The following is a 24,314-nucleotide window of genomic DNA, read 5'->3' as shown; positions in this document are numbered from 1 at the left end:
TGCTAATAGGGTATTTTTATCGATAAAAAAGTGTTCCAACTCTAAAGGACTCACATATATTTTATTGTTTTTTTTGAACAAAATTTGAAATACGGTCTAAAATATTCTTTGTTTCAATATCTTCTCTGGCAACTAAAATACTTGTATATAACAGCTTATTATCTACATAGATTTTTACCCTGCCTAACTTTGTCCCGCGGGAAATAGGGGCATTTATTGATTCTGCAACCTCTAATACGGTAATAATTTTACCCTTCTCATCTTCCGCTACAGGAACGATAATGTCTTCGGGGCATACTATTTTTGTAGTTTCCTTTTTACCATTGGGAACGGAGACTGTTTTTAGAGGAATCTCACGGTCTATTACCTTCCAAGACTGATACTGATTAAAGCAATGATCCAGCAGAAGGTAAGAATCCTGAAACCAGTTCGGTGCATTCAGCACTACACAAACTAATTGCATTCCATTTCTGGTGGCTGAAGTAACTAAACACCGTCCGGCAGCCTTAGTAAATCCTGTCTTAACTCCGTCCCCACCATCAAACTCACTGAGGGTTTTGTTTTTATTATGAAAATATTTAAAGCCGTCCCTTTGGGCAACCCAGACCTTGGTTTTTGCAATCTCATTGAATTCCTGATTTAATAAGGCTTCTCTGGAAATCAACCCCAAATCGTATGCTGTCGTATAATGTTCTTTATGATGAAGACCATGGGGATTCATAAAGCTTGTATTTAAGGCACCAATCTCCTTAGCCTTCTTATTCATGAGCCGTGCAAAATTCTCAGTAGATCCGGAGATCTGATGGGCAATTGCCACTGCAGCATCATTGCCGGAGCGCAGCATAAGACCATAAACTAAGTCCTGCATTTTAAGTTCTTCATCAGCTTGCAGGTATATAGAAGAGCCTTCTACGCCTACTGCATTCCGATGAATCTTTACCAGATCATCAGGCTTGCTGTTTTCAAGGGCCAATAATGCAGTCATAATTTTGGTCGTACTGGCCATTGGCTTTTTGTCATTCATATTCTTAGAATATAGAATTCTACCTGTTTTCACATCCATTACAATTGCACTGGCTGCCGATATGTCCGGAATACTGGCATACCCGGTATTTGTGGTAATTCCAATCAATACAAGGATAGAAAGTACTCCTGCAATGATCTTTTTCCTTTTCAATGATATCACTCCAATGATTGTTTTCATAATTTTATTATCTTCCCTTTAGCGGGAAAAAATACAGAATATATACAATCATTAAAGTCAATATCCTTAAGGCAACTCTCTTATAATTTCACAACCGAATTCTTTGGCCAGCTTTTCAGCTTCTTTTAAGTCTTCCTCGCTCCAGATGGACCAGCCGCCTTTTAGTATACCATTATAGAAAATTTCTACTTTATCTTTTTTGATGATCATAACCTTGTCATTTTTTTTCTGCATCTGATCGATTTGATGATATATAGCTTCTTCAATATCTACATTCATAACCTTAAGGGCTATAAACAGGCAAGATAAAGCATCCTCCAATTCTCTTTTTGCTTCACTTTCGTCACCCTTCATAAGGGCTTTTAGTGATTCTGCTACTTCTTCATTTAAATGACTAATCGCTTTTTTAGCATCATCAGTGATATACTTTCTATTATTCCAGATCAGCTCAACAGCTTCCCGAATCTCCATGAATAGACCTCCTCAAGAATGTATGTATAATGTATATTCTATATAGGAAAAACTTTCCCTGCAAGAACAAAATTGACTCCCTCAATTATTGTTTTCCCTAGGGCGACTGTTCGACGACTGCAAGGCAGTCTGAGCACCTCTCTTACTGCGGAAGGGGATTTCATCCCCTACAACCCCTGCTTTTTTATTGTCTTAAAATGTTATAAAATTCCTTAAGCCTCGAAATTACTTTTACTGAATCTCCAGCAAATTTATACTTCCCTAGACACTAAAAAAGGACGAGATTTTTCGTCCTTTTTTAGTCATCTATTACTTCCGTCTGTATCACCGTTTTATTGCTTTTTTTTTCGCCTCTTTTTTCTGACATCGATTGAATTTTATCCAGCAGTTTTGGTGTGAAATTTATGATATTATCAATCATATTGGCATTTTGATCAACAGGAAGTAGTTTCATCTGTCCATTTCCTACTACCATAAAAGCAACTGGCTGTACCGATACACCAGCACCTGTACCCCCGGCAAATGGCATTTTATCACCAGCTTCTGTATCTTCTCCCGTTCTTCTGTTGGATTTACTAGCATGATATTCCCCGCCCCCTGAAGCAAAACCAAAAGATACTTGGGATATTGGTATTATAACCGTTCCATCAGGTGTTTCAACTGGATCTCCTACAATTGTATTAACATCTACCATATCTTTTAGGCTTTCCATTGTTGTCTTCATTAACGCTTCAATTGGATGATTTCCCATTTCCTTCACCACCTTTTTTTATAAATGATAAACCTAATTTTAATGCTGCAATTATAATATGGCCTGTTTTAATTTGAATTATACTATTAAAGTAAGTCATAAACCGTTGCTCCCGGAAGTTTGGCTGTACGAATATATCTGCTTCTTCACAGGTAACGTGGTTTTGCAGTATAGAAATAAGCATTCCCTTCATAGCCCATATCACGCCGATGAGTGTTCCTGTAATTGCAGCATCACCAGTTCCCAATATTGTTTTCCATTGGAGTGTTTTTACGGAAATTTTTTCGCCTATATAATATAAGACTTTGAAATGTCTTTCCACAAAGCCCCCGATCTTATTTTGATAATTACCAATTTCTTTAGGATCAAATAAATTTCTTTTCTTTGGCTTCTGCTGGGGTTTATCATTTTTATTAATTTTTGCATCCACTTCTAAGACGGGTTCTTTTTGCAAAGAAATAATCCAGTTTATCATTGGGAATTCCATTTTATATTTAATGAATCCAAACAGCGTTTTAAAGCTAATAGCAATACGATCATCCCGCTCATCTTTTGTTATATGAATATGAATAACTATAGGCATAAAAAAAACAGCCAGAGATATTAAAAATATAAAAAAAAGAATCCATAGATAAATCGGCAAAAAAACCACCTCAAATTTCCAATAATAAGTATATTTTTTCCAAGTGATTATGAAATTAAACCTAGGCAGAGCAGACAAAAAGCTACTAAAAGTATTGACTTTTTTTATATTTCGTTTATATTTAATATGTGTAAACAAAAAGTTTAATAAAACTAAATATAGGGAATAGTAAACTACCGGTTTATTAGAATCCTATGCCTTTTGTATGAATATTTTGGCTTTATAGAAGCTGGGGTGATGAGTATGGATATTGGAGAGAAAATTAAAAGGCTAAGAATATTGAATGAGTTAACTCAGGACGAACTGGCACAGCGCTGTGATCTGACAAAGGGATTCATATCACAGATTGAAAGAGATTTGACTTCCCCTTCCATTGCAACCCTAATGGATATTCTAGAGGCCCTTGGTACAGATATAAAAAACTTTTTTAATGAGGAGTTGGAGGTCAAAATCGTATTTACTGAGGAAGATATCTATTCTACAGAGAATGAGGATTTAGGATACAAAATATCATGGTTGATTCCCAATGCACAAAAAAACACTATGGAACCAATACTTATTACGCTTAATCCCAACAGCACCAGCAATATTGAATCTCCTCATAAGGGAGAAGAATTCGGATATGTGTTGAAAGGAACCATTAATCTATGCATTGGTAAGCAAAAATATAAGGTGAAAAAAGGTGAAAGCTTTTCCTTTAAATCCAGCAAAATTCACTATTTAGAAAACGCAACGAATAAACCGGCAGAAGTTCTTTGGGTAGCCAGTCCTCCATCCTTCTAGCAGATTAGTGGATGCACAGTTCTTAAATAGCTTGAATATACCATTGCTTTCACGGATAAAAAAAAGAATCTTGGAAATGATAGATAAAAAGAAGTCATCATGCAGCCTACTATGGCTGTTTAATAATGAAATTGAATAAAAAGGTGGGGTTATGCTCCCGCCTTTATTTATGGAAATTAAGGAGGAATAAAAATGGATTTATGGTACACTGAGAGTCACACAGATCATGTCAGATTTTCCCTTCAGGTAAAAGAACACTTATTTACCGGAGAAAGTGCATTTCAAAAGCTGGATATTCTTGATACATACGAGTATGGAAAGCTTATGACCTTAGATGGTCTTGTTATGGTTACAGAAAAGGATGAATTTGTCTACCACGATATGATCGTACATGTTTCCATGGCAGTAAATCCAGACATAAAAAATGTTTTGGTTATTGGCGGTGGAGATGGCGGAACCGTAAGAGAATTGATGAAATATCCAAATATCGTACATGTAGATATGGTAGAAATTGATAAGCTGGTTGTGGATGCTGCGAGAAAGTACTTTCCTGCTGTATCCTGTGAGGTAGATAACCCAAGAGTTACCGTTTTATATGAAGATGGCATCAAATTCATAAAAGGAAAAGAAGCTGTTTATGATTTGATTCTGATCGACTCTACAGATCCAATCGGTCCCGGTGAAGGATTATTTACAACGGAATTTTACAGCGACTGCTACGCTGCACTTACTGAAAATGGAATTCTTATCAATCAGAACGAGACCCCGGTTTATGAAAAGTTTTTTGAAGTGGGCATTAGTTCTAATAAAAAATTAAAGAAAATGTTCCCTTCCGTACATGTTTATCAAGCCAATATACCAACTTATCCAGGTGGCTACTGGCTCTTTAATTTTGCATCAAAGAAGTATCATCCAATAAATGATCTTAAGGAAGATCAATGGAACGGCTTAAATATCAAAACTAAATACTATAATACGGATCTTCATAAAGGTTGCTTTGCATTACCGAATTATGTGAAGGAGAAGATAGAGCATGGAACTTTTTAACCGTTATTGCTTTATTGGCTGCGAGAAAAGCTTTGAGGAAAGTGACGTTATCATCTTTGGTGCCCCTTTTGACGGAACATGCTCTTTTCGTCCAGGCTCAAGGTTTGCACCCAATAAAATAAGAATTGATTCTTATGGGTTAGAGACCTACAGTCCCTATTTAGATAGAGATCTATTGGATAGAAAAATCCATGACGCCGGAGATATTGATTTGATCTTTGGTAACAAGTATGCGGTGTTGGATACCATTAAAGAATATGCACAGCATATTATGAATCATCAAAAGAAGCCACTGATGATTGGGGGAGAACATTTGGTAACCCTACCTGTCGTATCTGCTCTGTTTGAAAAACACCCAGACCTGGTATTGCTGCACTTTGATGCGCATACAGACCTTCGTGGGGATTATATGGGCGAAGAACTATCCCATGCTACTGTCATTAAGCAGATTTGGGACTTTTTAGGTGATGGAAGGATATATCAATTTGGTATTCGGTCTGGTCTTAAGGAAGAATTTTATTGGGCTGAAAAAGAAGGCCATACCTTTATGAATAAATATGGATATGATCGTTTAGATGAGGCTGTGCAGAAAATTAAAGACAAACCGGTTTATGTAACCATAGATTTAGATATTCTAGATCCTTCTATTTTTCCGGGAACCGGTACGCCGGAACCGGGAGGCATTACCTTCAAGGATATGTTAGATATTTTACAAAAGCTGGATGGGCTGAATATTGTTGGCGCCGATGTTGTAGAACTGGCTCCTGACTATGATCCAACAGGCGTATCTACTGCAGTTGCATCAAAAATTCTAAGAGAACTAATGCTCATATTATAAAGAAATCACCCCAGTTGCAGAAGCCTAGCTTTCGGTTCCTGGGGTGATTATTTCTTGAAAATCTAATTTATCAAACTCACTTATTTCAGGCAAGTCCTTTAATGAACTTAGGCCAAAGGATTTCAAAAAATTGTCTGTAGTACCATATAAAATCGGCCTTCCGGTTTTTTCCAACCTTCCGCTTTCGGTAATCAATCCTTTTTCGAAAAGCGTATTGATAGCTTTATCGCTTTTAACACCACGAATGGCTTCAATCTCATGTCTGGTAATGGGTTGCTTGTAAGCTATAATGGCTAGCACCTCTAAGGCAGCTTGTGTCAATCCTTTATTTTGCACTGGTGTACACAGAGCTTGTATAGCTTCATAATGCTTGCCATTTGTACACATTTGAAAGCTATTGTTGATTTCTATGATCTGAATCCCTCTATCCTCTTTCTCCAGATCTCTTTTTAGCTCCAGTACACACTTCCTTATATACTCCGTAGGAAGGTTGAGTGCATCTGCCATATTTTTTGCCGATAACGGATCACCCCATATAAACAGCATTGACTCAATCATAGATTTTATCTGTCGTTCCTTCTCTTTTTCTTCCACCTACTGCACCTCATTCATACATATTCTTCTTTTTACCCATATATCACCAAAAATGTTATTTTGCTGTACTACGATAAAATTCAATTTCATCAGCTCCAGTAAAGCAATAAAGGTTGCGATGATCTCACGCTTATTTAAAGCATCTTGGAATAACTCATCGAAACGCACTGAAGCTTTTAGCATAAGATAGTCTCTTATTTCTTTCATTTTCATCTCAATAGAGATTTCTTCCCGTTTAATCTCATTAACAAAAAATTTTGTTACATGGATGTTTTTTCTTTTTTGGAAAATATTATTCACAGCATTTATCAGGTCAGTGATATTCATATCCTGTACCTCATTGGATTCATATTTAATAAACTCATCCAGTTGTTCCTGAGGCTTATAAAATATTTTTCGACACTCTTCTTCCCGCTTTTTCAATTCCAGGGCAATATTTTTATACTTCTTATATTCAATCAATCGGGTAATCAAATCCTGTCTCGGATCAATATCGTCCATATCTAAAGCCAATTGCTCATCCTTGGTATTTGGTAACAGCATTTTAGACTTGATTTCTATCAAAGTAGCAGCCATCAGCAAAAACTCGCTGGCTACATCCAAATCCACCCGCTGCATTTCTTCAATATAGCCTAGATATTGAGCGGTAATCTTAGAGATAGGAATATCATAGATATCTACTTCTTCTTTTTCAATTAAGTGAAACAGTAGATCAAAGGGACCTTCAAAGGTCTCAAGTTTTACATTATAAGACAAGACATCCACCTACTCCTTTATTCAGACAAATCTTGATAGAACTTATTTTCCAATAAAGAACGGACATACGCTATTTCATCCTCATAAGTAACAATTTTATGATCGAGCTTGGCTGCTAAAACTTGCTTGAGAATAATGCCGTAAATCTCACCAGGCTTTATTCCCAGGTTTAACAGATCTTTTCCAGTGACATGCAGCTTTATATGCTGTGAATCCAGCAAGAACATCATGCAATAACGCTCAATCTGAAGATGATCGCAGGCTAGCAGCAAACACAGAATCACCTCTGTATACAGAGGTCGTAGCAGTTGATATACCTCTGCAGGGCTCAAATGTGACTGCTGAAGCGTATCCATAAATTTCTCTCTATATTCTATCATTTGTAAGACACAATGACTATATTTTTTGTCAAAGGATAATACACGCTTTATTGACTGCCAATCGGATAAACTACATGGAAAGAAGAATAATAACAGTTTTAAAAGCACTGGATCACAGGAAATGCCGGGGGACTCAAAAAGTACATTATACCTGATGATTTTATCGTCATCCATCTTTCTCAATTCATTTATTGAAAAGGATCCCTGTAAAAAAATCTCAGCCAGTACTCCCAGACGGTTTAATTCTTCCATGCATATGGCTGTTTTCTCTTCAGAGAGCACGGATAAAAAGCTGTTAGACAGCCGCTCACTGCTTAGGCTTGCCACTGCTTTCTCTGCAAGCGCTTTTGCTATAAGAGATTTCGTGTGCTTTTCTATCTTAAAATCAAGACGTACTGCATATCTAACTGCACGAAAAATACGGGTAGGATCATCCAAAAAACTGTCATCGTGTAGAATACGGATTTTTTTATCCTTTAGATCCTGAAGTCCACCGAACAAGTCATAAAATCTTCCTTTATCCCTGCCATTTAACTGAATTGCTAAACTATTTATTGAAAAATCGCGACGCTTCAAGTCTTCAATCAATCCAGCCGGAATAATGATTGGCAATGCAGCAGGCTTCAGATATACCTCTTTCCTGCTGGTGATAAAATCAATCTTTTGACCTGAAGGAAGCTGCATCGTTGCTGTTAAAAATGGTTCATAGGTTTTTACGATATAGTTAAGCTTCTCTCCAAGGCTTTTGGCAAAGATCATTCCATTGCCTTCTATGACGATATCCATATCACAGCTATCCATCCTTAGAAAGTAGTCTCGCACCGCACCACCTACAATATAGGCATTACAGCCTGCAGATTGACAAAGCGCATCTATTTCTGAGAGCAATTGTACATATTCATCCTTTTTAATATAGCTTAAAAAAAGGTTCCAATCAATACGTCTTTGGCACTGTTTGTCTGTATTAACCATCTAAATCTCTCCTGCTTATTGATATGTAACTGAGAATCCTAATGCATATTTGGAACGACGAGGGCGTCGATCCCTACATTTCTATTGAGGTTTATGTAGGGAACGGCCTCTGTGCCGTTCCGCTGAATGTTAAATTTATTAATCACATATCTATGTTAATAAAGCTCAGCTAAAGCATTATTTTGATTATATATTATACCATAACCTGCTTATAAACAAAAAGAAAGCAATTGTCTGGACAATTGCTTTCATAAACACCTTTTATTTACTGGGTTTTGAAACGCGCTTTACCATCTTTCCAAATATATCAATTAAGGATGCCTTCGGTACTTCAACATCTGTTACAATATCCATGCGCCCGATTTCCTGACCATCCTTTGTAGCGATTACTTCACCAATTTTTTCGCCTGCGGCAAAGGGTGCTTTGATTTGCTTTGGTAGAATAATTTCTTTTTGCACATTATTCTCTTCACCCTTCTTTACCAAAGCATTTAAATGATCCTTCGCAATAGCTTTTACAGTATATGCTTTACCCTTTTCAACCTGAAGTTCATCAATAACTTCTCCCTTACGGACGATAGGAACTGCGCTAAAGGAGGCAAAACCATAGTTAAGCAGTTTCTTTGCCTCAGCAAATCGAATATCTGAGGTTGGACTGCCTAAAATCACTGCTATGAGCGTCAGGTTATTTTTTACAGCAGAAGCAGAGAGACAATATCTGGCCTCAGAGGTATACCCGGTTTTGATTCCATGAGCACCTGGATAGGTTCGAATCAATTTATTTGTATTTACCAATTCAATCGTTGTCTGGCGCTTGTTGGGCAGTCCAACTTTTATATTGGACATCCAGATCGTTAACCAATCATGCACTTTAGGATACTTCAGAAGTTCCTTAGACATAATGGCGATATCATAGGCACTGGTGTAATGACCATCCTGGGGCAGCCCATTGGTATTCATAAATTGGGTATCATTCATGCCCAGCTCCTTAGCCCGCTCATTCATTCTCTTTACAAACATTTCTTCAGTTCCACTGATATGCTCTGCAATTGCAACGCAGCCATCATTGGCGGAGGCGAGGGCGATTCCTTTCATCAATTCTTCCACTGTCTTCTCTTCATTAGGCTCAAGATATAGCTGGCTTCCCCCCATTTTAGAGGCTCTCTCACTGATGATGACTTTATCCTCCAGTGAAATTTGCTTTATCTCTAAGGCTTCCATCGCCAGCAGCATGGTCATAATCTTTGTTACGCTGGCTGGAGGCAATTTATCATGAATATTCTTTTCATATAGTATTTTTCCGGTAGATGCATCCATAAGAATGGCAGACTTCGCATCTACATCAAATTCTTCACCATAGACTGGAAAAAAGACCGAGTTTAAAACAATCGTCACAGCAACAAATATAAACAATATTCTATGTAGTTTACACCTCATCACATGTCCTCCTTGCATTATCTTTTAATCTTAGCTTAACCAGTCAAGATTCCAGTTATGCAAGGAACACAATTCAATTGATGAATGTATCTGTTATAATTCCTGAATTCCCTTTTTCGTTACAACTGCCTTGATCAATTTAGGTTTTTCGACTTTTTGATCCGTGTAGGCTATAGCACTGTTCAGAATGCCCATAGCTGATTCCAGCTTACTTTCATCATTCGTGTACAATTCGGCTATAACGTCACCCATAGAAACAGGATCACCCACTTTTTTCAACATCATCACACCGGCAGCCAAGTCAATGACTGAATCCTTTGTTTCCCTTCCAGCTCCCAGGTTCAATGCAGCCAGACCAACATCATCGGCTTTAACCGCTTCAATATAGCCATCCATTGCAGCTAATACATTCTTCTTATATTTTGCTTGAGGTAGAAGCTGGGGATTGTCAATTACTGCAAGTTCTCCGCCCTGAGCTTGAATAAAGGCTTTGAATTTTTCCAATGCAGCACCAGATTCAAGCTTTTCCACAACCATTGCCTCAGCTTCAGAAAGCGTATTCGTCTTTCTAGCAAGAAGCACCATATAGCTTGCCAATTTTATACAAAGTGCCCGAAGATCCTCCGGACCCCGGTTATGCAGCACATGAATAGCCTCAAGAACCTCTAGGCTGTTTCCTACAGCGTTTCCTAAGGGTTGATCCATATCTGTCAACACAGCAATGGTTTCCCTGCCCATTGTGCTGCCGATTTCAACCATTTCTAGGGCTAAACTGGCGGCATTTTCAAAATCCTTCATGAAGGCCCCGCTTCCCACTTTAACATCCAATAAAATAGCATTTGCACCTGCAGCTAACTTTTTACTCATGATACTGCTGGCAATAAGAGAAATATTATCTACAGTTGCAGTAACATCACGCAGGGCGTACAGCTTTTTATCTGCAGGAGCTAAATCTCCTGACTGACCGATGACAGCCAGCTTGATTTCGTTTACATTACGAAAAAATTCCTCGCTGGAAATCTCCACATGAAAGCCACGGATAGACTCCAGCTTGTCGATGGTACCCCCAGTATGTCCTAGTCCTCTCCCGGACATTTTAGCAACAGGAACACCACAGGCAGCTACCAGGGGACCTACAATCAGTGTGGTGGTATCCCCTACTCCTCCGGTGCTATGCTTATCAACCTTAATACCTTCGATTTGGGATAAATCAATTTGGTCTCCCGAGCGCATCATTGCATCTGTGAGATAGAAGGTTTCTTCCTTGGACATTTTATTAAAATAGATAGCCATCATTAAAGCAGAGGCCTGGTAATCCGGAATACTCCCCTCTGTATAGCCTTTCACAAAAAATTCGATTTCTTCTTTGCTTAAGGATAAGCCCTGGCGTTTCTTATAAATAATATCATACATTCTCATGTTAACGTCACCCCTTATGATCCATCAATGGAAATTCTAAATGATAAGGTCCTTAAAGCTGACACCCACGGCGGGCTTCTCTAAATCCAGCAAATCTGCCACAGTTGCAGCGATATCTGCAAAAGAGCTCCTCGTTCCGATATTTACATTTTGCTTTACTTTTTTACCGTAAACCACAATAGGAATATATTCCCGTGTATGATCTGTTCCCATATAGGTAGGATCATTTCCATGATCTGCAGTTAATATAATAATATCATCTTCACCCAGATTCTCTAATAATTCCGGGAGCCGCTGATCAAAGGCTTCAAGTGCCAGCCGATATCCTTCAGGGTCTCTTCGATGACCATATTTAGCGTCAAAATCTACTAAATTGGTAAAAATGATGCCCCTATTTTCTTTTTTTAGATAAGCAATGGTTTGATCAACACCATCCATATTATCCTTTGTATGAACGGCCTCCGTAATACCCTGTCCGTTGAAAATATCTTCAATTTTTCCCACTGCAATTACATCAAGTCCCTTATCCTTTGCAGTGTCCAGCAATGTAGGGGCAAAGGGACTCACGGAGTAATCTCTTCGGTTGGAAGTTCTTTCAAACTTTCCGGGAGATCCAGTAAATGGACGGGCGATTACCCTTGCCACTTGAACTTCACCTACCAGCATTTCTCTTGCAATCTCACAAATCCGGTACAATTCGTCTATCGGTATTATTTCTTCATGAGCAGCGATCTGAAATACGCTGTCCGCTGAAGTATAGATAATAGGAGAACCTGTTTGCATATGCTCCTCACCCAGTCTTTCGATAATCTCGGTACCGGAAGCCGGAATATTTCCAAGGGTTTTTCTACCGATTTTTTCTTCGAATGCATCCATAATAAATTTTGGGAAACCATCAGGGTAGGTTTGAAAAGGCTGTTCAATATGAAGTCCTGCAATCTCCCAATGACCTGTTGTAGTATCCTTGCCATTAGATATTTCAGCAGCTCTGCCATAAGCTCCTAATGGAGATTCTGAGGCCTCTACCCCTTCTACCCCTTCAATATTTCCAAAACCCAGCTTTAAAAGGTTTGGAATATGAATACCACCACAGGCCTTTACAAGGTTGCCGAAGGTATTTACACCATTATCACCAAAGGCTGGAGAATCTGGCAGCTCTCCAATCCCTACACTATCTAATACAAGAATATTCACCCGTTGAATCATATGAAAACCTCCTCAATGATTTAAATAACAAGCATATTATACCCCGAGAAATGGAAAAATAACAGATTTGTTCCAAATAGAAAGAGCCCTTTAGGCTCTAGGATGGGCTTTATTATAGACTTCCTTAATCTTGTTTTTGGATAATTGTGTATAGATTTGCGTAGTAGAGATATCGGAATGTCCCAACATTTCCTGTACAGATCGGAGATCTGCCCCGTTTTGAATCAGGTGGATTGCAAAAGAGTGTCTTAAAGTATGGGGTGTAATCTTCTTGTTGATTTTCGCTTTTTGTGTATACATTTTAATGATCTTCCAAAACCCCTGTCTTGTCAAACGGGAACCATGATAATTGACAAATAAAGAGCTTTCTTCCTGATCTCGAACTAGGTTTTGTCTGCATTGGGAAACGTATTTTTCAATTGCATCTCTAGCCATACTTCCAATGGGAATAATTCGTTCTTTTGTACCGCTGCAGCATTTTATGTAGCCCATATCCAGATTAAGATGGCAGTAATCTAAGGACACCAACTCTGTGACCCGAATTCCGGTTGCATATAGCAGTTCCAGCATTGCTTTATCCCTAATCCCCTTTTCGCTCTTTTCATCAGGCTGAGCCAGGAGCAATTCTACCTCTTTTAAGCTCAATACATTAGGAAGCTTTTTTTCTGACTTTGGAGATTCCAGATTAATCGTAGGATCCTTTTCAATCATTTTTTCATTCAATAAAAACTGATATAAGGACCGGATTGAAGCTAGGCTTCTAGATATTGTGGCAGTAGCTTTACCCATTTTTTGCAGATGAAGCAGATATGTAATAACTGTTGTTTTATTGGTATCTTTAAAACTCATCACGGATTTATTCTGTAAAAAATCAATATACTGGGCAATATCTCTTTTATAGGATTCCAAAGTATTTTTCGACAGCTCTTTTTCGTGAGTAAGGTAGTGGATAAAATCATTCAATAGCATATTCATTCTACTTGTCCCCTTCGTTCCCAAATACATCTTATAACTACTAATTATTCAACATACTTATAAAAATTCCTTCATGTTTTATTAAATTAGAAAAAGAATTTACTAAATTATAACAATAGAGTAAAGAACTGTAGCAGAAAAATAACTACATATATTGAGAGATAAAACGCATAAATATTGGCGTAATATAGGCTTCGATAAATGAACCAAGGAGAATCACCAAAAAAACTGCAGCAACGATAGTACTGTAGAGTACGAATTGCCGCACCATGTCTACCTGGTAGTTTTTATTCAGCTTGCTCTTGATAAGCATTACCGAGAAGCTGACAGCAATCACAGCAATAATGATAATACCCGGTATTATAAAAAGATTTTGTGGGAGGATGGCAAAAACGCAGAAAAGGAATCCTTTTATGCCCATTTGTTCAATTAAGAATCCTACAGTAAAACCAATGATAAATCCTCTAATGACGATGATCAACAGGATCAAGGGAATACCAATAATCGTTACACCAAGAATCCAGGTAAGGATTCCCGTCTGCAGATTATTTACCAATGACTGTTTTAGAACAGAAAAAGCATCAAAGGTGCTCTGGTTTAATACTTGAAAAAAGTTCTGCATATAGCTGATCAGTTCTCCCTTATGCTGATCGCTAAGGGCTTTGACAGTAAAAGCACCTGAAGATATACCGACGACGAAAAACAGGATCACAATAAAATAAATAACAACATTGCCCTGAATATGTTTTAATAATAATTCGCGTAATTTCCTAAACAAGACAAGCTCCCCCTTCCCTGTCCACCTATACCATGTTTATGCAGATTGGATTAGGAATATGACTTGTCTTTTTTTGTTTGCAAGGGCTTTTGATCCATAGGAATATTATTGGACAAACCATCATAAGATAGAAAAAAATCTATAAGGATGTGATCAATTTGCTTAGAATTATTACTAAAAATCAAATGTTCTTTATCGGTAAAATATCTGATTTACTGGAGGTTTTAGTAGATCTGGGAAAGCAGTATACCACGGTGGAAGCGGCTATTCAAGACCAGCTGAGCATGAAATAGCTATCTGGGCAGCAGCTGCTGCAGTGATAAAGAATTCCCTGTCTTCTTCCAGTCCTCTGCCCATAGTGCTGAATTTCATTCCAGAGTGCTTTAAGATATGAAATAGAGTATCCGGTTCGATCCAATGAATATAATGCTTTTGGTGAATCCTAGCGGCTTTAACTTGTTTGCTGAGGATTTCTTTTTTTTGTCCATCAAAACTGGGAATTCCTAAATGTACTTTTGTTTTTACAATCTTCTCTAATACGGTGATTGAATGATGACTGATTCCTTGATGCCTTTCCCTGGCATCTGCAAAGCTGATCCTCGGAACAGCTATGGCACAGCCAGACAAATCATTTACAGCATCAAGGATGTGTCCCTGTTCGATACCTGTAAAGCCATATTTTGTTCCTGTTCCTACGATTCCTGGGCCCATGGCTACTACTGCAGCGTCACACTTCATGATTTCTTTGGCCGCTATCAGACCATTATAAATATTGACACAATCCAAATCACCGCCAAAAGCATTGCCTATTGTTATCGTTCCTTCAATCATTGATTCTTTTTTTAGACTTCGCACCAGATTGCTTAAGGGTGCCGGCAGTGCGGCTCCATCCGTCATGATATAAACAATTTTCAGCTGAGGATTAAGATGCTTTAGAACAGAAACTACTGGCGCCAACATACTGTGGAGTGTTCCTACGATAACAGGCATTTGCCCTAAAGTGTCAAAAGCATTAAATACTTCATGATAGGGGCTCTCCTGTTCCTCTGCAGCAAATACCTTTAATTGATATGGAGTATATCTTAGCTTCATGATATGTCCTCCCGGTACGATTTGCTGCTCCGGATGCTCAAGGTTACTGATTACAAAATGGTAGCCTCCTGTACCCAACTGGAGATCTACTGCGGTGGTATTGAGCAAAACCTTATCTCCCTCTTCTATGACTCCACTTAATTGATTATAGTTCAATGCCTTAAATTCATGCTGATCTATATTCACCAGAATTTCTGTGAGTTCCGGGTCTTCTTTCAGTACTTTAACAACCTTGCCGATTTTTACACTTAGCATGATGTTCCCTCATTTCCATATAATATCATTCTTATTATACAACTGTTTTATCTTTTATAGCCATATATAGCCATAAAAATCCCCTGGGGGAAATTGCCCAGGGGATGATACTATTTCTTTCCGTCCTTGATTGCGATCGTTAAGGTAGTTGCCAAACCACCCCATAATACGACAGCACCAAATAGGAAAAATATGATTGAGGTTGCAGACATCTACTTCACCTCCTTTGTATTGGGGATAATCAATGCTCCTTCTTTCCAAGGCTTTGCACTGATTGCAAATGAGATTAAGACAATTACACCTACTACACCCCATCCTAACAACAGCAATGCAGACATTGGGTAACCTTCATAAGGTGCTTTGATCTCGGCAATCAGGTTTTGCACAAGCATGTAGGCCAATATTGCCGGTGTAACATACTTGATCATCCTATCCCACCACTTGCCGATTGGGTAAATGGAAATTGGGTTAACGTGCTCTCTGATCTTATGTGTACCAAACAACCAACCAACGATGGCTGCTTCTGCAAGACCGATCACTACAATGCCATAGGAGTTGATAAAATGATCTACAATATCAAGAATATACAATCCAGATCCTGTTGCAAATACTGTACCTACCAGGTATCCGCAAATAGCTGTTACCGTGACAACCTTCTTACGATTTGCACCGGTCTTATCGATGACTGCTGAAGAAAAGGCCTCAACCATGGATACAGAAGATGTCAGTCCGGCGAATACAAGACAGACAAAGAATAAGATGCCAAAGATTTTACCTAAAGGTCCCATCAGTGTAAATACTTTTGGGAATACTACGAAGGCCAGACCTACACCTTGCTTTGCTACTTCTTCTATTGCTACTCCCTGGCTGGTTGCCATAAAGCCTAAGATTCCAAATACACCAAGAGCTGCCATAAATTCAAAACCGCAGTTGGCAAAAGCAGTCATAAAAGCACTATTGTTAATATCTGTTTTTTCAGGCAGGTAACTGGAGTAAGTAATCATTACCCCCATTGCTAAACTCAAAGAGAAGAAAATTTGTCCGTAAGCAGCAATCCAAACCTTTGGATCTAATACCCTAGACCAATCCGGCGTAAACAGCTTGTTTAAGCCAACTGCTGCTCCGGGAAGCGTGACACCACGCAGGGTAATGACTACCATTATACCGATTAATGTTGGCAATAATACCCTGTTTAGTTTCTCAATACCACCGGATACACCACGATAGCAAATAAACCAGTTGCAGAGCCAGATCACTGACATTCCGGCAAATATGGCTGGTCTAAATCCACCAAAGTTAAATACGCTGTCTGAGAGATTTAAGAATTCACCAAAAAAGAATGCATTTGGATCAGCACCCCAAGATTGGGTAAAAGAAAAAACAAGATAATTGATTGCCCATCCAAGAATTGCAGAATAATAAGTTAAAATGACTAATGAGTTCAAACTTGGCCACCATCCAAGCCATTCCCACTTTTTGTTTGCTCTTGCTAAAGACATAGGGGTAGAGCCTTTAAATTTATGACCAAACCCGTATTCTAATATCATAAGCGGGATACCAGCAGTTAACAAAGCAAAAAAATACGGAACTAAGAATGCACCGCCTCCGCTTGAATACAATAAATAAGGATACCTCCAGATATTCCCCAATCCAACGGCTGAACCTACTGCAGCCAGTATAAATCCAAGTTTTGATCCCCATTGATCTCTGTTCTGTGCCATTGATTTTCCTCCTTAAAAATTTTTTTAAAACTGAATTACGAAAGAACCTCCCTCCTGTAATTAAATCACCCCCATAAAACGAGCAAACTTAATGATTAAATTTGTTATTTATTTATCAAATGCTTCAATTTTCTGACATTTTTTGTGAAAAAAAATTGATCCTGAAATCAATTTAAAAAGTACCTATGAAACGGATAAATAAAAAAAACTATGGGGTTTTCGACAAGATATTACAATTATAACAACGCCATAAGAACCTGTCAATAAAATCTAATAAATTTTTGTAACAATATTAAATTTTTTTAATTGTTTGAAACAATTTGAAATAGGAAGATACTATCTCCCTATTTGATCAACATAATTTAAAAACTTATTTCCCTCAATAATCTGTGTAAGAGAATATTTCTCCGTAATAACATGGATGAGAATCAAAAAACATAGTGTCCCCAGCCGAAATGCAAAGGAGCCGTTCATGTATAAGATTCCTAAGGATATTCCTAATACATTGGAACCTGAATCTCCAAGCATGGCTTTAGCTTTCAAGTCGTATGGAAAATAAGCAAGTACCACCCCTAATAGCCCAAGCAAGGATGCCCGAAGGACCAGAGGGACTGGCAGCCAGACCAAGGGAACGAGACAAAACAGATATCCTTTGATAGATCTGCCAGGCCTAAGGTCCAGCAGATTATTAAAGTTTGTAAATAGAGCAATCATCAGGGTGTTCATAACAATGTTCAGTAAACCATTTGAGAAAAAAATGCTGATCAACATAGCTATAAAACCGCCCAATATGGCTTTAAAGCCGCCAGTAGTCAAATGTCCCTTGAAAAAGAGCCGAATATGACCCTTTAAACCGGTAACATTCCTATTCCCTAATAAATCATCCAGCATACCGGCAAAGCACATTGCAAAGGTGCCTATTAAAAATATAATGGCTGGTAACAGATCATAGGAACCTTCTAGCAGGGCTATGAGTATGCTGTTGAGAAGCAGTGCCGGTACAAAAATTAACCCCATGCTTACAGGAATAACTTCCCCCCGATAATTACTCTTTATGCTGCTGCCCTCTTCGAGCAGGTGGGTAAACATCGGGATCATTAGTTTGCCAAGCAGGAAGCATAACAAGAAGCTTAGGATAGATATTAGCATGATCTCACCACTCCTTTAGACTTTTGTATCAAGGTAGCCAGTATTTGGCAGAACTGCTTTCCGCGATGGATAAACCCTTTTAAATCTCTACCGGTTTCCCGGTGCGTCATATTTACGTCTACCTCCAGAATATGGTAGCCCATCCGCAGCAAATCAATCGTCATGCCTACTTCCACTCCATAATGAACAGGCATTTTGCCTATGGCTGCTAATACCTCCGATTTGAAAGCCCGCTGACCGGAAAGGGAAGCAGTAAGTGTTTTTCCTGTATAAAATTTAACACCATACTTTGCCAGGTTTTTCACCAAGCCGAAGCCGCCCTTTTTCTTCGCAGCAGGAAAGCGGGCTATGGTAACATCTGCTTCCTCAAGATCAATGGGTGCAATCAGCTTATCTATCTCGGAAGCGCCTTCTCCAATATCTGCATCCAAAAAAACTAAAATATCACTATCATGAACAGTCTTTTCTACGCCTTGCTGCATTGCATATCCCTTGCCGGCATTTGCAGGCAGTCGATATACTTCTGCTCCTGCAGCTTCTGCTACTCTAGCAGTTTCATCCTTGGAACCGTCATCCACTACAAGAATACGGTTCACATAATTTGACTTCTGTAAACCAGCAATTGTATGAGCAATACGATCTTCTTCATTATAAGCTGGCAGTATTACGGTAATTCTCTTTCTCACGAGCTCATCTCCTAATCAATCGTTATAAATCCTTCCGGCATATAGTCTTCAGCCGTATCTTTCTCTCCAAAATGCCCGGATCTTCCACTAACCACCATTAGAATAGACACTTTTCCTGCAATGGTATCTGCATTATCTACTGTGGATATCCTCAGCTTTTTGTACTCACCAATATTGGATACGCCTACATTAGATTTTTCTACAGCCATTACAGGGATATTGCTGTTTTTTGAATAATTGATTAAAGGAATGTCGATTCTGTTTAAAATCTCTTTATTGGAGTCCATGCTGCCTCCTGCAATAAGCACATAGTCAGGCGGAAAAGTCAGGTTGCCGGAATAGTCTATGATTTTCTTTTCCTTTAAATACCGGATCAGTTCAAAATTGTTGCCTTTTATTAGGGCATCATGAAACTCCTTCAATAACTGTTTTTCTATATCAGTTGGGGTTTTACCCTTCAACTTTAAATCGCTGGCAATTTGTTTCGCAAAAGCTTCGTCATTCAGCAACATGGTATTTTTAATCAAAATATTTGATACACTGTGTACTCCTGCTTTTTGAAAAGCATCGATTAAGCCAGAATAGGCATAATCTTCGCTGGTTTCGATAATGACAACATCCAGATCTTTCAGCTTGTTCTGAATTGCTTCCGGATAAACAATATCGATGAACTTCAGATTCTTTTCTCTTTCAGCAATTAATAAATCATTTCTAGTCTGAAGCTCGTCCTGTTTATGCTTAAACTCATCGAATTTGCTCTCTAACTGTTTCACAAGCTGCTGCTGTTGCTCAACAATCATTTCTTGTCCATCCAGCATGACACCAATAAATATGCCTACACCAAGGGCCAAAAAGATGGCAACAAAGGAAAGTACATAATACTTTAAATTTACTACCATAAAATCCAATCCCCCTTCTACAATCCAAAAATGAATTTGAGGCGAATCTGTAGCAGCTTTAGGAGCTGTTGTACCGGTGGCGACATTAGTCCAACAATAAAAACTGGTATCAAAGCTCCAAAAACTAGACCCACCAAGTATTTAAACTTAATGCTTTCCCGCTGTAATTTGTTAACACCCTTGGCATCAATCAGCTTCGATCCTACCTTAAGACGTACAAGAAAGGTGCTGGCCATTCCTTTTCGTCCCTTTTCCAAAAAGTCAATCATGTTGGAGTGGGTGCCTACTGCTACGATTAAATCGGCATTTTTATCGAAGGCCATTAGCATAGCAATATCTTCGCTGGTTCCCGGTGCTGGGAATATGATCCCCTTTAAACCCAGCTGTTCAACCCGCTCTAAGCCGGGTGCACGTCCGTCTGGATAGGCATGGACGATAATTTCCTTGCAGCTTAACAGGCATTGATCGGACACACTATCCATATCCCCTACGATTAAGTCCGGTATATATCCGAACTCTAAAAGAGCATCGCCACCGCCATCCACACCTATTAATATCGGATTGAATTCCTCTATATAGGGCTTAATCGCCATCAAGTCTTCTTTATAGTCTTGTCCACGAACTACTACTAAAACATGTCTGCCTTTAAATTCAGTATTGACATCTGGAATCTTTAAATTACCTAAGATGAAATTTTTCTCTTTTTTTGCATATTCCAGGGTGTTTTCAATAAATTTATCCAATTCAACAGCGAAGTTTTTTTCTGTCTCCTCCAGCTTGCTTTGGATCACTTCCTCAGTAAGCAAAGTACCAGCGCCCAGCCATTCTCCATTCCTATAGATGTCATTTTCAATGATTTCAAGGATATCATCCTCCTGTATTGCCTGAAAAACATCCAATCCAACGTGATCCAAAACAGGTAAATCCGCCTTAACAAGGATCCCTGGACCTAGGTTAGGATATCGGCCGCTCATAGATTGATCCGCATTTATGATTAGTTTAGGTCTGCAAGCAACCAGTGAGTTTGCGGCTACTTCATCGATATCACGATGATTAATAACGGCGATCTCATTGGCTTGCAGCCTTTTTACCAGCTCTTTAGTCTTTCTGTCAACTCTAGCAACGGATTTGATAATCATAACTTACCTCCCATCCGCTTTCATCCTTCCTAAAAATTAAGGTTATAAAACAACCTTATCATTATAACATAAAAAAGTACAATAACCTACAATTACTGTAATTATTTGAAAACTATAGGGAATTCTATACATTTATAAAAATAGTAAAGCGATGTCAAATGGTAGGTTAAATGAGGAAAGTGAGGAATATATTGGAGAATATAATAGGTACTAAAAATAGCCTGGGATCACGCATACTATCTCGAAAGGACAGGTGATATCATGAGTGTTTTTGTTTTCAAAGTTAGGTTAGCTGTACTTCGGGATTTTGTAGATCGACTAAATACAAACCAGGTTCAGTTTATAATGAAAAAAACCATGTTAAAACAATATGCACAGGATCTCAATTTAAAGCTAACTGAAAAAATGGTTTTAGAACTGTTATTGTAAGGTTATTTAATAAAAAGAGCAGAATCTCTTCTGCTCTTTAAAACACTTTTTTCTAATCTCATGTAAAATTACGGTGGATATTCTTGTTCAAAAAAATCAACATTTTGATGAAATGGAAATCATGGTTGATCTAATAACAAATAGTTAGTTGGTTTAGGAGATAATTAGTTGGATTTTAATAAGCGTAAGTTAAATTATTCCAAACCTCACATCTATTGCTATAACAAGACTAAACAGCTCTTTGCTCTAATCTTAACTTGTCTGCCACCATGGCAATGAATTCACTATTTGTTGGTTTACCTTTATCATTGTGCACTGTGTAACCAAATAACTTATTAATCGTATCTACTTTGCCCCTGCTCCAGGCTACCTCTATGGCATGACGAATGGCTCTTTCTACACGGCTCGGTGTAGTATTAAACTTTTTGGCGATAGATGGGTATAATTCCTTTGTAACGGCGCTGAGCAGTTCTATATTTTCAACGACCATTGTGATTGCTTCCCTTAAATACAAATAACCTTTGATATGAGCCGGTACGCCAATTTCATGAATGATGTTGGTAATTTCGGCTTCAAGACTCTTGCTCTTACCAGAACTGTTAGATGTACTCTGAATCATCACATCATTATAATTCTTTCTTCTTTCAGAGGATGCAATGGTATTTCCGGTAAGCTGACGAATACGCTTAATAAATATTTCAAAATCAAAGGGCTTCACTACATAGTAATCCGCACCAAGACTAATGGCACGCTGTGTAATTTTGTCTTGTCCCACTGCAGACAACACAATTACCTTTGGAAATTTTTCGAGATTCATGTTGCTCAATCTTTCAAGAACGCCCAAACCATCCAAATGCGGCATGATTATATCTAATACCAATACATCCGGTGACTTTTGAGATACCAAATCGATTGCTTCTAAACCGTCCTTTGCAACACCGACAATTTCTAAATCCTCTTGCTTTCCCAGATACTCACTTAAGATTTCACAAAAATCTTTGTTATCATCTGCAATCAAAACACTAATACTTTTCACTAAATTACCCCCCTGAAATCTTTCTTTTTTCTATATATTGTTTTACAAAAAGAAATTCGACAAAGATATAAGATTTCCTTCTTAAATGGAAAAGATTAGCATATTTTTTTAAAGTTTTTCTTTTAAAGTAATATGTAAGAGAGTACTTTTAATCAAAAGCTTTAAAAGCACTCTCTTTAGTAGAATTTTACTCATTGTTTGCAATTTTACTGTTATTATAGGCTTGAATATCTGCCTCTTGTATCATCCATTCGATGAATAACCCATACCCCTTTGTCGGGTCATTTACAAAAACATGGGTGACAGCACCGACTAATTTATTGTTCTGGATAATGGGGCTGCCGCTCATTCCCTGCACGATACCCCCGCTTTTCTCCAGCAGGCGCTGATCTATAATACGAATGATCATACTTTTTGTATTGGGATTTCTCTGGCGGTTAACTTTTTCGATATATATTTCATATTCCTTTATTTCATCGTTGTCTAAAGTCGTTAAAATTGTAGCTTTTCCTTCATGTATTTCATGTTGAAAAGCAATTTCCATCGGTTTATCATAAATAGCATTGGTCATGGATTCGTAGGCTTTCCCGTAGATTCCAAATTGAGTATTCTTTTCCAGATTTCCAATCGGTTTTAAGGTGTCATAGAATATTCCCTTGATTTCACCTGGTTTTCCTCTTTTTCCTTGTTCAACAGAAGCTACTCTGGATTTTACTACTTCTCCATTTTCTACTGTTAATAGAAGTCCAGTATCTATGTCTGTGATAGCATGTCCCAATGCACCAAACTTCATAGAATCCGGATGAAGGAAGGTTAGTGTCCCAACTCCTGCAGTCTTATCTCTCACCCAAAGTCCTAAACGGAATTCTCCTTCTTCCTTAGACTTAACAGGTTGAATAGCCATTTGTATTACTTTGTCTCCTCTTTTTACGGTTAGATCAACCGGCTGATCTTTGATGCTGAGATTGTTTATGATTGTGGTTACATGATTTGCATCTCGAACTTTTTGATGATTGATTTCTAAAATACTATCGCCAATAGACAATCCCGCCGTGTAACCGGGATTATACTTTTTTCCATCTACACCTTCAATTTCTTCTAAACCTACTACCAAAACACCCTTTGTATTCAGTCTAACACCTACTGATTGTCCTCCGGGTATGACTTTAATTTTAGGAATGACATCAACGGTCATACTGCGATAAGGCATAAATCCAAATAACTTTAAATCTAAATGGGTGCTGCCTATTTGCAGTGAGTTCAAAAAAATTTTATCATTATTTTTACTGCCTTCTTTGACAAGCTGTATAATATTATGATCCGTTTGTTTTTCACTAAGCCTTAAAGGAAATCTTATTTCTATGCTCTGCGATTCACCTTCAAATATCTTTAAATGATTGGGATAAGCCGTGTATTCCTTTATTAAAAGCACATAAAAAGCAGTTAATAAAACTGCAAAGAAAAACACTGAAAGAACGGATCTTCTTCTATTACCAATCAATAATGATCACACTCCCATTTTCCCCAAAGAGTTTTGATACACCTCCTCAAAATTTACAATGGCTATACATTTAATTTAGCCTGAATCAAAAGGTATTATGCTACGTAAATATTGTAATTAACACCTTAATCAGAAAAGAATGATTTTCACTAT

Annotated in this window: 26 protein-coding genes; 5 read left to right on the top strand and 21 right to left on the bottom strand. The window is 38.0% G+C overall.

Annotation, left to right across the window (positions count from 1 at the left end; genetic code table 11):
- Window positions 1–61 precede the first annotated feature (61 nt).
- The 4 genes from BUB56_RS00895 to BUB56_RS00880 form a co-directional block, all read right to left on the bottom strand.
- On the bottom strand, window positions 62–1,177 hold the full coding sequence (locus BUB56_RS00895) for a D-alanyl-D-alanine carboxypeptidase family protein (protein WP_110939508.1): 1,116 nt from the start codon (window positions 1,175–1,177) through the stop codon (window positions 62–64).
- A 93-nt stretch (window positions 1,178–1,270) separates the two neighbouring features.
- Window positions 1,271–1,675, bottom strand: coding sequence for a pyrophosphohydrolase domain-containing protein (locus BUB56_RS00890; protein ID WP_110939493.1), 405 nt, complete (start codon window positions 1,673–1,675; stop codon window positions 1,271–1,273).
- Window positions 1,676–1,973: 298 nt separating this feature from the next.
- A complete protein-coding gene (gene ytfJ, locus BUB56_RS00885) occupies window positions 1,974–2,426 on the bottom strand; it encodes a GerW family sporulation protein (RefSeq protein WP_110939492.1) in 453 nt (150 codons plus the stop codon).
- Window positions 2,407–3,069 (bottom strand): DUF2953 domain-containing protein, encoded by a 663-nt coding sequence (locus tag BUB56_RS00880; RefSeq protein WP_110939491.1) that lies wholly within the window; start codon window positions 3,067–3,069, stop codon window positions 2,407–2,409. Before BUB56_RS00880 ends, ytfJ begins: the two co-directional genes overlap by 20 nt.
- Before the next feature lie 243 nt (window positions 3,070–3,312).
- Between BUB56_RS00880 and BUB56_RS00875 the strand changes: the two genes are divergently transcribed.
- From BUB56_RS00875 to speB, 3 genes are all read left to right on the top strand, one after another.
- Window positions 3,313–3,852 carry a helix-turn-helix domain-containing protein gene (locus tag BUB56_RS00875; protein WP_110939490.1) on the top strand — a complete coding sequence of 180 codons (540 nt, stop codon included), beginning with the start codon at window positions 3,313–3,315 and terminating at the stop codon, window positions 3,850–3,852.
- Between the two features lie 192 nt (window positions 3,853–4,044).
- Window positions 4,045–4,899, top strand: coding sequence for a polyamine aminopropyltransferase (gene speE, locus BUB56_RS00870; protein ID WP_110939489.1), 855 nt, complete (start codon window positions 4,045–4,047; stop codon window positions 4,897–4,899).
- Window positions 4,886–5,737: an agmatinase gene (gene speB, locus BUB56_RS00865; protein ID WP_110939488.1), complete on the top strand. Its 852-nt coding sequence runs from the start codon at window positions 4,886–4,888 to the stop codon at window positions 5,735–5,737. Before speE ends, speB begins: the two co-directional genes overlap by 14 nt.
- Window positions 5,738–5,761: 24 nt before the next feature.
- Here speB and scpB read toward each other — a convergent pair whose 3' ends face one another.
- The 8 genes from scpB to spoIIM form a co-directional block, all read right to left on the bottom strand.
- Window positions 5,762–6,331: an SMC-Scp complex subunit ScpB gene (gene scpB, locus BUB56_RS00860; RefSeq protein WP_278319431.1), complete on the bottom strand. Its 570-nt coding sequence runs from the start codon at window positions 6,329–6,331 to the stop codon at window positions 5,762–5,764.
- Window positions 6,332–7,087: a segregation and condensation protein A gene (locus BUB56_RS00855; protein ID WP_110939487.1), complete on the bottom strand. Its 756-nt coding sequence runs from the start codon at window positions 7,085–7,087 to the stop codon at window positions 6,332–6,334. It lies immediately after the preceding gene.
- A 17-nt stretch (window positions 7,088–7,104) separates the two neighbouring features.
- Entirely contained in the window at window positions 7,105–8,439 is a 1,335-nt protein-coding gene (locus BUB56_RS00850; protein ID WP_110939486.1) for a CCA tRNA nucleotidyltransferase, read from the bottom strand.
- A gap of 261 nt (window positions 8,440–8,700) precedes the next feature.
- Complete coding sequence (locus BUB56_RS00845) at window positions 8,701–9,876, bottom strand: D-alanyl-D-alanine carboxypeptidase family protein (protein ID WP_110939485.1); 1,176 nt, start codon at window positions 9,874–9,876, stop codon at window positions 8,701–8,703.
- A 93-nt stretch (window positions 9,877–9,969) separates the two neighbouring features.
- Window positions 9,970–11,295, bottom strand: a complete 1,326-nt coding sequence (locus BUB56_RS00840; protein WP_110939484.1) for a pyrimidine-nucleoside phosphorylase — start codon at window positions 11,293–11,295, stop codon at window positions 9,970–9,972.
- A 36-nt stretch (window positions 11,296–11,331) separates the two neighbouring features.
- Window positions 11,332–12,501, bottom strand: a complete 1,170-nt coding sequence (locus tag BUB56_RS00835) for a phosphopentomutase (RefSeq protein ID WP_110939483.1) — start codon at window positions 12,499–12,501, stop codon at window positions 11,332–11,334.
- A gap of 90 nt (window positions 12,502–12,591) precedes the next feature.
- On the bottom strand, window positions 12,592–13,476 hold the full coding sequence (gene xerD / locus BUB56_RS00830) for a site-specific tyrosine recombinase XerD (RefSeq protein WP_110939482.1): 885 nt from the start codon (window positions 13,474–13,476) through the stop codon (window positions 12,592–12,594).
- A gap of 145 nt (window positions 13,477–13,621) precedes the next feature.
- Entirely contained in the window at window positions 13,622–14,254 is a 633-nt protein-coding gene (gene spoIIM / locus BUB56_RS00825; protein ID WP_110939481.1) for a stage II sporulation protein M, read from the bottom strand.
- Window positions 14,255–14,412: 158 nt separating this feature from the next.
- Here spoIIM and BUB56_RS20065 point away from each other — a divergent pair, with 158 nt between their 5' ends.
- On the top strand, window positions 14,413–14,547 hold the full coding sequence (locus BUB56_RS20065; protein ID WP_278319430.1) for a hypothetical protein: 135 nt from the start codon (window positions 14,413–14,415) through the stop codon (window positions 14,545–14,547).
- On the opposite strand, the gene BUB56_RS00820 is transcribed toward BUB56_RS20065, so the two are convergent.
- The 7 genes from BUB56_RS00820 to steA form a co-directional block, all read right to left on the bottom strand.
- Window positions 14,519–15,601, bottom strand: coding sequence for a DUF3866 family protein (locus tag BUB56_RS00820; RefSeq protein ID WP_110939480.1), 1,083 nt, complete (start codon window positions 15,599–15,601; stop codon window positions 14,519–14,521). The genes BUB56_RS20065 and BUB56_RS00820 overlap by 29 nt on opposite strands.
- Window positions 15,602–15,711: 110 nt before the next feature.
- The gene (locus tag BUB56_RS00815; RefSeq protein WP_110939479.1) at window positions 15,712–15,813 is read right to left on the bottom strand and encodes a MetS family NSS transporter small subunit; all 102 of its coding nucleotides are present in this window, start codon (window positions 15,811–15,813) and stop codon (window positions 15,712–15,714) included.
- The gene (locus tag BUB56_RS00810) at window positions 15,814–17,322 is read right to left on the bottom strand and encodes a sodium-dependent transporter (RefSeq protein ID WP_110939478.1); all 1,509 of its coding nucleotides are present in this window, start codon (window positions 17,320–17,322) and stop codon (window positions 15,814–15,816) included. It abuts the gene before it with no gap.
- Between the two features lie 336 nt (window positions 17,323–17,658).
- Complete coding sequence (locus BUB56_RS00805; protein WP_110939477.1) at window positions 17,659–18,471, bottom strand: glycosyl transferase; 813 nt, start codon at window positions 18,469–18,471, stop codon at window positions 17,659–17,661.
- Window positions 18,465–19,157, bottom strand: a complete 693-nt coding sequence (locus BUB56_RS00800; RefSeq protein WP_110939476.1) for a glycosyltransferase family 2 protein — start codon at window positions 19,155–19,157, stop codon at window positions 18,465–18,467. Before BUB56_RS00800 ends, BUB56_RS00805 begins: the two co-directional genes overlap by 7 nt.
- Before the next feature lie 11 nt (window positions 19,158–19,168).
- Window positions 19,169–20,056 carry a copper transporter gene (locus BUB56_RS00795; protein WP_110939475.1) on the bottom strand — a complete coding sequence of 296 codons (888 nt, stop codon included), beginning with the start codon at window positions 20,054–20,056 and terminating at the stop codon, window positions 19,169–19,171.
- Window positions 20,057–20,073: 17 nt separating this feature from the next.
- A complete protein-coding gene (gene steA, locus BUB56_RS00790; RefSeq protein ID WP_110939474.1) occupies window positions 20,074–21,195 on the bottom strand; it encodes a putative cytokinetic ring protein SteA in 1,122 nt (373 codons plus the stop codon).
- Window positions 21,196–21,456: 261 nt separating this feature from the next.
- On the opposite strand from steA, the gene BUB56_RS19250 reads away from it, so the two are divergent.
- On the top strand, window positions 21,457–21,624 hold the full coding sequence (locus tag BUB56_RS19250) for a hypothetical protein (RefSeq protein ID WP_190014010.1): 168 nt from the start codon (window positions 21,457–21,459) through the stop codon (window positions 21,622–21,624).
- Between the two features lie 229 nt (window positions 21,625–21,853).
- On the opposite strand, the gene spo0A is transcribed toward BUB56_RS19250, so the two are convergent.
- Window positions 21,854–22,660 (bottom strand): sporulation transcription factor Spo0A, encoded by an 807-nt coding sequence (gene spo0A / locus BUB56_RS00785; RefSeq protein ID WP_110939473.1) that lies wholly within the window; start codon window positions 22,658–22,660, stop codon window positions 21,854–21,856.
- Between the two features lie 187 nt (window positions 22,661–22,847).
- Window positions 22,848–24,161 (bottom strand): SpoIVB peptidase, encoded by a 1,314-nt coding sequence (gene spoIVB, locus BUB56_RS00780; protein WP_110939472.1) that lies wholly within the window; start codon window positions 24,159–24,161, stop codon window positions 22,848–22,850.
- Window positions 24,162–24,314 lie beyond the last annotated feature (153 nt).

It is taken from the genome of Geosporobacter subterraneus DSM 17957, assembly GCF_900142145.1.
Lineage (GTDB): Bacteria > Bacillota > Clostridia > Peptostreptococcales > Thermotaleaceae > Geosporobacter > Geosporobacter subterraneus.
Note: the sequence above shows the minus strand (reverse complement) of the source record. Positions and strands in the feature narration are given on the sequence as shown.